The organism is Rudaea sp. (assembly GCF_036383415.1).
Classification (GTDB): Bacteria; Pseudomonadota; Gammaproteobacteria; order Xanthomonadales; family Rhodanobacteraceae; genus Rudaea.
This window is the reverse complement of sequence record NZ_DASVOK010000287.1, coordinates 1-9,287: the sequence shown is the minus strand read 5'-3', so window position 1 is coordinate 9,287 and position 9,287 is coordinate 1. Positions and strand designations below refer to the sequence as shown.

At 66.1% G+C, this 9,287-nt stretch carries 13 protein-coding genes; 5 read left to right on the top strand and 8 right to left on the bottom strand.

What is annotated here, in order from left to right:
• The 3 genes from VF497_RS10920 to VF497_RS10910 form a co-directional block, all read right to left on the bottom strand.
• On the bottom strand, positions 1-483 hold a 483-nt coding region (locus tag VF497_RS10920), incomplete at its 3' end, for a CHC2 zinc finger domain-containing protein (protein WP_330888577.1).
• A 36-nt stretch (positions 484-519) separates the two neighbouring features.
• Positions 520-1,029 carry an RBBP9/YdeN family alpha/beta hydrolase gene (locus VF497_RS10915; RefSeq protein WP_330888579.1) on the bottom strand — a complete coding sequence of 170 codons (510 nt, stop codon included), beginning with the start codon at positions 1,027-1,029 and terminating at the stop codon, positions 520-522.
• A complete protein-coding gene (locus VF497_RS10910) occupies positions 1,030-1,374 on the bottom strand; it encodes an NIPSNAP family protein (RefSeq protein ID WP_330888575.1) in 345 nt (114 codons plus the stop codon).
• 104 nt (positions 1,375-1,478) lie between these two features.
• Between VF497_RS10910 and VF497_RS10905 the strand changes: the two genes are divergently transcribed.
• Positions 1,479-2,165, top strand: a complete 687-nt coding sequence (locus tag VF497_RS10905; protein WP_330888573.1) for a helix-turn-helix transcriptional regulator — start codon at positions 1,479-1,481, stop codon at positions 2,163-2,165.
• A 2-nt stretch (positions 2,166-2,167) separates the two neighbouring features.
• Here the strand turns inward: VF497_RS10905 and VF497_RS10900 are convergent, their stop codons facing one another.
• Positions 2,168-2,620, bottom strand: a complete 453-nt coding sequence (locus tag VF497_RS10900) for a GatB/YqeY domain-containing protein (RefSeq protein ID WP_330888571.1) — start codon at positions 2,618-2,620, stop codon at positions 2,168-2,170.
• A 144-nt stretch (positions 2,621-2,764) separates the two neighbouring features.
• Positions 2,765-2,980: a 30S ribosomal protein S21 gene (rpsU, locus tag VF497_RS10895; protein ID WP_018971772.1), complete on the bottom strand. Its 216-nt coding sequence runs from the start codon at positions 2,978-2,980 to the stop codon at positions 2,765-2,767.
• Positions 2,981-3,040: 60 nt separating this feature from the next.
• Between rpsU and tsaD the strand changes: the two genes are divergently transcribed.
• From tsaD to folK, 3 genes are read left to right on the top strand one after another with little or no spacing between them, the layout of a single operon-like run.
• A complete protein-coding gene (gene tsaD, locus VF497_RS10890) occupies positions 3,041-4,096 on the top strand; it encodes a tRNA (adenosine(37)-N6)-threonylcarbamoyltransferase complex transferase subunit TsaD (protein WP_330888567.1) in 1,056 nt (351 codons plus the stop codon).
• Between the two features lie 54 nt (positions 4,097-4,150).
• A complete protein-coding gene (gene folB / locus VF497_RS10885) occupies positions 4,151-4,516 on the top strand; it encodes a dihydroneopterin aldolase (RefSeq protein ID WP_330888565.1) in 366 nt (121 codons plus the stop codon).
• Complete coding sequence (gene folK / locus VF497_RS10880; protein WP_330888563.1) at positions 4,513-5,010, top strand: 2-amino-4-hydroxy-6-hydroxymethyldihydropteridine diphosphokinase; 498 nt, start codon at positions 4,513-4,515, stop codon at positions 5,008-5,010. Before folB ends, folK begins: the two co-directional genes overlap by 4 nt.
• Here the strand turns inward: folK and VF497_RS10875 are convergent.
• The gene (locus VF497_RS10875; protein ID WP_330888561.1) at positions 5,003-5,752 is read right to left on the bottom strand and encodes a pteridine reductase; all 750 of its coding nucleotides are present in this window, start codon (positions 5,750-5,752) and stop codon (positions 5,003-5,005) included. The two genes, folK and VF497_RS10875, sit on opposite strands and share 8 nt — an antisense overlap.
• Before the next feature lie 67 nt (positions 5,753-5,819).
• Between VF497_RS10875 and VF497_RS10870 the strand changes: the two genes are divergently transcribed.
• The gene (locus tag VF497_RS10870) at positions 5,820-6,944 is read left to right on the top strand and encodes a class I SAM-dependent methyltransferase (protein WP_330888559.1); all 1,125 of its coding nucleotides are present in this window, start codon (positions 5,820-5,822) and stop codon (positions 6,942-6,944) included.
• On the opposite strand, the gene VF497_RS10865 is transcribed toward VF497_RS10870, so the two are convergent.
• Both VF497_RS10865 and VF497_RS10860 read right to left on the bottom strand, forming a co-directional pair.
• Positions 6,941-8,155, bottom strand: coding sequence for a multifunctional CCA addition/repair protein (locus VF497_RS10865; RefSeq protein WP_330888557.1), 1,215 nt, complete (start codon positions 8,153-8,155; stop codon positions 6,941-6,943). The genes VF497_RS10870 and VF497_RS10865 overlap by 4 nt on opposite strands.
• Positions 8,156-8,209: 54 nt before the next feature.
• The coding region (locus VF497_RS10860; protein WP_330888555.1) for a transglycosylase SLT domain-containing protein at positions 8,210-9,287 on the bottom strand (1,078 nt) is incomplete at its 5' end.

The window sequence follows — 9,287 nt, the reverse complement described above, 5'->3', positions numbered from 1 at the left end:
ATCCCACTGGTCGGGCGCGTAGCCGAGGCCGAAACGCGCGATCGTCTCTGCGTCGAGCCCGCGCGCATCGAAATACGCACGCGCCTTGGCGCTCTTCGTCAGCTCGCGCTGGTAGAACTTCGCCGCCGCATCGAGCAGCGTGTACAGGTCGGTCGAATCCTCGACCGGGCGCGCGCCGCCGCCCTCGTACGGCACCTTGAGGCCGACACGCTGGGCGAGTTCCTCGACCGCGTCGGGAAATTCCATGCGGTCGTAGTTCATCAAAAACCCGATCGCGCTGCCGTGCGCACCGCAGCCGAAGCAATGGTAGAACTGCTTGGCCGGGCTCACCGTGAACGAAGGCGAGCGCTCGTCGTGGAACGGGCAGCGCGCGCTCCAGTCGCGCCCCTGCTTACGCAGCGGCACGCGCTGTTCGATCACCTCGACGATGTCGATGCGCGCGAGCAGTTCGTCGATGAATTGGGCGGGGATGCGGCCGGACATGGCCGCCATTTTAGCTTGTGCGGATGCCCGACAAGTTCATGCACGCAAGCGCTGCAGCAACGCAAAGCCTTTCTTCCACCGACCGAGACCGCTGAGGGCGTTGACATGCCCCGCCGGCCCGATATCGACCAGTTCGCTGCCCCAGGCGTCCGCGCAGGCACGCGCGTGCTCGAGCTTGCCGTAGGGATCGTCGCGGCTGGCAACGATGAGGCTTCTGAACGGCAACGGCCGTGCCGGCGGATCGGCAAAGCCGATCGCCACGGAAGGAAATTCCGGACCCGCAGGATCAGGCACGGCGACCAGCAACGCCGCTTTGACGCGCAGGTGCGTGTTCGCGGCCCAGTGCGCGACGAGCAGGCAGCCGAGGCTGTGCGCGACCAGTACGGTCTCGGGCCCCGTTCGTGCGACCGCGGCTTCGAGACGCGCCTGCCAATCCGCCCGGACCGGATGCATCCAATCGTCCTGTGCGACACGCCGGAACGAGGGATTTTCCGCCTCCCACCGGCTTTGCCAATGCGTCGGTCCCGAGTTGCCGCAGCCCGGCAGCTATTTCCGCACGGCTTTCACGGCCGGTCTGTGCAGGGTGGCGTCGATGTTCTCAAGGAACGTGCGCTCCTCGCGCAGGATAAAGCGACGCTCGTTCGAAAACAGGAAATTCGCGCGCGCGTCCGCATCGGACCGCAGGCGCGCGCGATATGCCTCGTAGGCGGCGAGACTTTCACATGAGATCAAGCCCCAGCCGATATCGTTGGTGCCTTCGCACGGCGTGAAGTAGCCGACCAGATCGCCGCCGCAACGCGGAATGATCGTGGACCATTTCTCGGCATATTCGGCGAATGCCGCGCGCTGGAACGGATCAATCTGGTAGCGGATGAAGCAGGTGATGCTCATTCGGGTCTCCCACGTTGCTGTCGGGATTACCGTAGCGTCGCCGGACCGGAAAAGGTTCGATTCGCATCGAACCATGGCGGTGCGTCTTGTGGCAGCATCTCGGCATGAACGAGGAACCCGACATCGCAGCCATTGCCGCGCTGATCGGCGAACCGGCGCGCGCGAAATTGCTGATGGCCCTGATGGGCGGCCAGGCCCTCACCGCGACAGAGCTGGCGAACGCTGGCGGCGTAACCAAGCAGACTGCGAGTTCGCATCTGCGCCGGCTGTGCGACGCGCGATTGCTTGCCGTCGAGGCGCAGGGGCGCCATCGCTATTTCCGACTCGCCGATCGCATGGTGGCGCAGCTTCTGGAGAGTCTGTTCGACGTTTCGACGCGATTGATTGCACCATCGCCGCCACGTTTCGGCCCACGCGATCCGGCATTGCGTCGCGCGCGCGTCTGCTACGACCACCTTGCCGGAGATATTGCCGTGGAGTTGTTCGAGCAGGTTGCGCCGCGTTGCTTCGTCGAGCCGCAACACGGCTTGCAGCTCAACGCGCGAGGCATCCGTTTCTTCCGCGACTTCGGCATCGATGTGGACGCACTATCCGCGCAGAAGCGCCCGCTGTGCCGCACTTGTCTCGACTGGAGCGCACGCCGGCATCACCTGGCTGGTTCGCTCGGCGCGGCTTTGTTGGATCGGTTCTTTGCCTTGGGCTGGGCACGCCGCGCGCGGCGATCGCGCGCGGTGCTGTTCACGGCGCAGGGCGAGTTCGAGTTGCGCCGGCAGTTTCGTCTGACCGGCTGACGTCAGCCGAGGGTCGCGAGCTTGGCCTTGACTAGCTCCGACAGCTTGCCCATGTCGGTGCGTCCGGCCACCTTGGGTTTGACCAGGCCCATGACCTTGCCCATGTCCTTCGCGCTGGTCGCACCCGCTTCGCTGATCGCGGCGGCGATGGCGGCGTCGACTTCCTCGGCGCTGAGTTGCGCCGGCAGGTAGTGCTGGATCACGCCGACCTCGAACTTCTCCTTGTCGGCGAGATCGTGGCGCGCCGCCGCTTCAAACTGGGTGATCGAGTCGCGGCGTTGCTTGAGCATCTTCTCGAGCACGGCCAGCACGGCCGTGTCGTCGAGCATGATGCGCTCGTCGACTTCGCGCTGCTTGATCGCGGCGTTGATCAGGCGGATGACTTCCAGGCGCGTGCGGTCCCCCGACTTCATCGCGGTTTTCATGTCGTCGGTCAGCTGTTGCTTGAGGCTCATGCTTCTTTCCTCGGAGAAGTGCGGTCAGGGACGGCCGCTTCGTGATCTTCGCGTTCAGGGATGAACGCACAAATGGCGCAAATGCAAACGGCCGGTACGCTCGCGCGACCGGCCGCCTTGAAAGACGCTTGCAGTGTCGTCAGATCAGTACAGACGACGGCGCTTGGTCACGTCGCGCGACACGCGGCGCAGGTGACGCTTGACGGCCGCGGCGGCCTTGCGCTTGCGCTCCTGGGTCGGCTTCTCGTAGAACTCGCGCTTGCGGGTCTCGGCGAGGACGCCGGCCTTTTCGCAGGTGCGCTTGAAACGACGCAGGGCGAACTCGAAAGGCTCGTTTTCGCGAACTTTGACGGAAGGCATGCAGACTCCAAAACAGTACGGTTGCCCGACTTCGGGCGGTGAGCCGTGTATTCTAGCGCCATGACCCATTCGATTGCAAATACCCCCCGTCCCCGAACTGCAGGCCCTGTGCTCGGCATCGAGACCTCGTGCGACGAAACCGGCGTGGCCGTCTACGACGTGGCCCGCGGCCTTCTTGCGCACACGCTCTACAGTCAGATCCGGATGCACGCGGACTACGGCGGCGTCGTGCCCGAGCTGGCCAGCCGCGACCACGTGCGCAAGCTGCTGCCGCTGATCCGCGAGACCCTGCGCAGTGCCGGCATGACCACGCGCGACCTCGGCGGAGTCGCCTACACAGCCGGCCCTGGCCTCGTCGGCGCGCTGCTCGTCGGCGCGGCCTGCGCGCGTTCGCTGGCCTGGGCGCTCGACGTCCCGGCGATCGGCGTGCACCACATGGAAGGGCACCTGCTCGCGCCGATGCTCGAAGCCGATCCGCCGCAACCGCCGTACGTGGCCCTGCTCGTCTCGGGCGGTCATTCGATGCTGATCGAGGTGGAGGGCATCGGCCGCTACCGCCTGCTTGGCGACACGCTCGACGACGCGGCCGGTGAAGCATTCGACAAGACCGCCAAGCTGATGGGCCTGCCGTATCCGGGCGGCCCCGCCTTGGCCAAGCTGGCCGAGTCGGGCGTGGCGGGACGATTCAGGTTCTCGCGGCCTATGACCGACCGGCCCGGCCTCGATTTCAGTTTTTCCGGGCTGAAGACCCAGGTTTTGCTCGCTTACCAAGCCAATGCAGACGATCCCGAAGTGAAGGCCGACATTGCGCGCGGCTTCGAGGAGGCGATCGTCGATACGCTCGCAATCAAGTGCCGTCGCGCGCTGGCGCAGACTGGCGCGCGCCGGCTGGTCATCGCCGGCGGCGTCGGCGCGAACAAGCGCCTGCGCGCGCAACTAGCCGACGCGGCCGAACGCGAAGGTTTCCGCGTCCATTTCCCGCGGCTGGAGTTCTGCACCGACAACGGCGCGATGATCGCGCTCGCGGGCGCGTTACGCCTGCAAGCGGGATTGCACGAGGATGCGGCGATCAAGGTTGCGCCGCGCTGGGACCTTGAAAGCCTCGCGGCCGTATAGAATCCAAGGCAAGGATAAATTGAATGCTGGCTGTGCCGGCATGACTTCGCCACTATGTCAGACATTGTTTTCATCGAAGACCTGCGCATCGAAACCGTCATCGGCATCTACGACTGGGAGCGCAAGATCCGCCAGGTCGTCGCGCTCGATCTGGAAATGGCCTTCGACAACCGCAAACCGGCGGCGAGCGATCGCATCGAGGACACGCTTGACTACAAGGCTGTGTCCAAGCGCCTGATCGCGTTCGTTGAAGCAGCGCACTTCGAGCTCGTGGAAACGCTGGCCGAGCGCTGCGCCGAGATTGTGCTGGGCGAATTCAATGTGCCGTGGCTGCGCCTGAGACTGGCCAAGCCCGGCGCGGTGCGCGGTTCGAAATCGGTCGGCGTCGTCATCGAGCGCGGCATCAAACCCACCGCATGAGCCGTGCCTACCTGAGCCTCGGCTCGAACCTTGAGCCGGAAAAACATCTGCGCGCGGCGCTTGCCGAGTTGCGCGCGCGCTTCGGCGACATCACGGTTTCGCCCGTCTACCGCTGCAGGGCAGTCGGTTTCGACGGGCCGGATTTCCTCAACCTCGCGGTTGCGATCGACACCGATCTCGCGCCCGCCATAGTCAATGACTGGCTGCACGCGCTCGAAGACCGCCACGGCCGCCGCCGCGACGTGCCGCGTTTCTCCAGCCGCACGCTCGATGTCGACATCGTGCTCTACGACGACCTCGTGATGACGGGCGAGGGCCACCTCGAACTGCCGCGGCCCGAACTCAAGCATGCTTTCGTGCTCAAGCCGCTGGCCGATATCGCGCCGGCGGCGATGCATCCGGTTTTACACAAAACGCTGGCGCAACTGTGGTCTGAACACGCGGATCGCGCTCGCTTCGAACCGGCGATCGAATTCGACAGCGCAATCAGATGACGAGATCGCGGCCGCCGTCGACGTTGAGTATCTGCCCGGTCGTGAACTTCGCATCGCGCAGCAGAAACAGCACGGCGGCGGCAACGTCCTCGGGCGTGCCGGTACGCGCCAGCGGCGTGCGCGCGATCAGTTCGGCCTGATCGGTGTAGGTCTTGCCCGATTCGGGCCAGAGGATCGCGCCTGGCGCGATCGCATTCACGCGTACCTCGGGCGCGAGTTCGCGCGCGAGTGATCGCGTCATCGCCACGAGCGCGGCCTTGGCCATCGAATAAACCGGATGGCGTGCGAGCGGGTGCTGCGCGTAGATGTCGGCGATGCTGACGATGCCGCCATGCGTTTTCTTCAGATGCTGCGCGACTGCCTGGGCGAGGAAGAACGGTGCCTGCGCATTGCTCGCGAACAGCTCGTTCCATTGCTGCACGGTGACCGTGCCGATCGGCGTCGGATAGAACGCCGAGGCGTTGTTGACGAGACCGTCGAGGCGGCCGTAGCGCGCGATGCAGGCATCGACGATCCGCGGCAGGTGTTCGATGTCGGCCAGTTCCGCGGACACGGCGAGCGTGCTGTCCGCGCGCTGTGCCTCAAGCTCGCCGATCAGGCTGTCCATCTCGCTGCGCGACCGGCGATAGTGCAGGGCGAGATCGTAGCCGCCAGCGTGCAGCGCACGCGCGATCGTGGCGCCGACGCGTTTGGCGGCGCCGGTGATCAGAACGACTTTGCGCGTACCCGCGTTCGTTTCCATTCGCCGTCCCTCGCTGTGCGCGCTATGCTGCGCGGCCATTCGCTTCGGATTCTTCCACAACGCACGCATGCGCGTCGAATTGCCCGAACCATCCGCCGAAGCGCGCGCGCACAGCGAGCGGCTGACGGCGCTGATCCGCGCGGAAATCGCAACGGCTGGCGGTGCGCTCGACTTCGCGCGCTACATGGAACTCGCGCTGTACGCGCCCGGACTCGGCTACTACAGTGTCGGCACGACCAAGTTCGGCGCCGCCGGCGATTTCGTCACCGCGCCGGAACTCGGTTTCGTCTTCGCGCGCTGCCTTGCGCGTGCGCTCGAGCCCGAACTCGCCGATGGCGAAGACATTGTCGAACTCGGTCCGGGCAGCGGCGCGCTTGCCGCGGAACTGCTGCTCGAACTCGAACGTCTCGGTACATTGCCGGCGCGCTACCGCCTGCTCGAACGCAGCGCGGACCTGCGCGCGCGCCAGCGCGAGACCTTGCACGCGCGTTGCGCGCATCTGCTCGACCGCATCGAGTGGCTCGACGCCCCGCCCTCGACACCATGGCGCGGTGCACTCGTCGCCAACGAAGTGATCGACGCATTGCCGGTGCGCGCGTTCGCGCTACGCGACGAGGGCTTGTTCGCGCGCGCCGTCGGCATCGATGCGCAGGAGCATTTCGTCTGGCGCGAGATCGCCGCGGATGCCAGTTTGCAGGCCGCGGTCGAACGCGTGCTCGGCAAGCGTGCGGCGCACCTGCCGCGACCATATCTCTCCGAAGTCTGCACCCTGCTCGATCCGTGGCTGGACGAAGTGACGCGCACCCTCGAACGCGGCAGTGCCTGGTTCATCGACTACGGCTATGCGCACGGGGGGTATTACGACCCTGCGCGCCACGTCGGCACGCTGCGTTGCCACTACCGCCATCGCGCGCACGACGATCCATTGATCCTGCCGGGCTTGCAGGACATCACCGCCTGGGTCGATTTCGACGCGCTCGCGCGCGCGGGCGAAGCAGTCGGACTGCGCGTGGCCGAACACGCCACGCAGGCGCCGTTCCTGATCGCGAACGGCATCGATGAAGTGTTCGCACAAGGCTACGAGCGGACTGCAGACGAAGCCACACGCTACGCGCTGGCGCAGCAGGTCAAGCGCCTGACTCTGCCCGGCGAGATGGGCGAGAAATTCCGCGTGATGGTGCTGCGCCGTTAAAGCGCCGCGATCGCATCGATGCGCGCCTTGCGCATTGCCTCGCCGATCGCCGGGCCATGCAGGCCGCGCTCGACGAATTCCTTTGCGCCGATTGCGCTCGCCGCGGCAAATGCGTGGCGCAGATAGTCGCCCTGCGGATAGGCGGATTCGCTCTGGCCCAAGCGACCGCGTTTGTCGGCCTCGCAGGCGATCAGGAACGATTCGACACGCTCGGGGCGACGGAACGCGTCGAGCTGCTCGAACAGGCCGAGCACGGTCGCGGGTTTGAGTTCGAGTGCGGTGTGCGCGAGCAGGTGCAGCTTGCAGACGAGTTGCGCAAGCGCCGCGTATTCGGCGGGGACCTTGTAGCGCGTGTTTACAGTTTCGACCGGCGCGAGACCCCGATGCTCGTGGCCGATATGTTTGGGCAGCACGTCCTGCGGCGTCAGCGCCTTGCCAAGATCGTGCACGAGTGCGCAGTAGCCGATCAGCGCGTCGCCCGACGCAAGCCGCGCGGCCATGTCGACGACCATTTCAGTGTGGATGCCGGTATCAATCTCGGGATGAAACTCGGCGCGCTGCGGCACGCCGTAGAGCGCGTCGATCTCGGGAAACAGCACGCGCAGCGCGCCGCAGTCGCGCAGCGCGTGCAGGAACGCGCTCGGCGTCTTTTCGGTCAGCGCCTTCTGTGTCTCGGCCCAGACGCGCTCGGGCACGAGGTGATCGACTTCGCCGTCGGCGACCATGCCGCGCATCAGCGCGAGCGTTTCGTCGGCGATGCGGAAGCCGCGGTCGGCATAGCGCGCGGCAAAGCGGGCGACGCGCAGCACGCGCACGGGATCTTCGGCAAACGCAGGCGAGACGTGGCGTAGGACTTTCGCTTCAAGATCGCGCGTACCGCCGAACGGATCGATCAGCGCACCATGCTCGTCTTCGGCGATCGCGTTGATCGTCAGGTCGCGGCGGCACAGGTCGTCTTCGAGCCTCACGCTCGGGTCAGTATGGAAGGCGAACGCGTGGTAGCCGCGTCCGGTCTTGCGCTCGGTGCGCGCGAGCGCGTATTCCTCGTGCGTTTGCGGATGCAGGAACACGGGGAAGTCCTTGCCGACCGGCTGGTAGCCCGCGCGCAGCATCTCCTCGGGCGTGGCGCCGACGACGACGTAGTCGCGGTCCTTGACCGCGATGCCGAGCAGACGGTCGCGCACGGCACCGCCGACGAGATAGGTCTTCATGCGCGCATTATGCCGCGGATGCGCCAAGCTTCAGCCCCCTTCTTCGGAGAGGGCTTATTGCGCTTTCGGTTGAGCCGGCGCTGGAACGGGCGATGGCACGGCAGCAGTCTCCACCGTGACCGTTTTCGCTGCAGGACACGCCACCGCCTTGCGCGCGACCTTCTCACCCGGCGGCTCGTAGGCTTGGCCGATGCGCGGCAGGCGCGAGGAGATCGACAGGGTCGAACCGTTGAGGCGCCAGTCGTAGATCACGCTGAAGGCGAGCACGCGCGAGACGTATTCGCGTGTTTCCTTGTACGGAATCGTCTCGATGAAAAAGTCCGGATCGAGCGTGTCGCGCGCGGCGAGCCATTTGTCGACCGCGCCGGGGCCTGCGTTGTAGGCGGCACTGCCGAGCCATGGGCTGCCGTCGAAGCGCGCGGCGACCTTGCCTAGGTAGAGCGTGCCGAGCTTGATGTTGGTGTCGGGATCGAACAGGTCGTTGGCGCCGCTGTACGACACGCCTTCGGCTGCGGCGAGTTGCTTGGCCGTGCCAGGCAGGAGTTGCATCAGGCCGTAGGCGTTCGCGCCGGAGCGCGCGTCAGTCGTCCACGCGCTTTCGGCGCGGATGATCGCGTAAGCCCAGGCCGCCTCGATGCCGCCGTCCCTTGCGTCGCGCACGATCTGATCGCGCCGCGCGAGCGGGAAGCGTAAAGTATACAAACGCATGTCCTCGCCCTGGTTGAAGGCGTAGACGGCGCGGTCGATCCAGCCTTCCTTCGCGGCGAGCGCGATCGCCTGGCGGCGCTGGTCGGCATCGAGCCCGCTCTGGGCAAAGTCCCATTCACGCCGTGCTTCGCTGAGGCGATCGATGGCGAAGAACTCGAATGCGCGCGCGAGGTTTTTGTCCTTGCGCAAAGCGGCCTCGGAAGTTTTGTCGGCTGGCAAGTCGGCGCTGCAGATCGTGTAGCCGGCATCGATCTGGTCGGCGGCGAGGAAGCCGAAGAAATTCGCCTCGCTCGCGAGCGTGCGGAACAGCGCGTTCGCCTCGTCCTTGCGCCCGAGCTTGGCGAGCACGCGCGCGCGCAGGTAGCGCCAGCGCGAGTCGTCGCGCTGCGCCGGCGGCATGATGTCGAGCGCGGCCAGCGTCGCC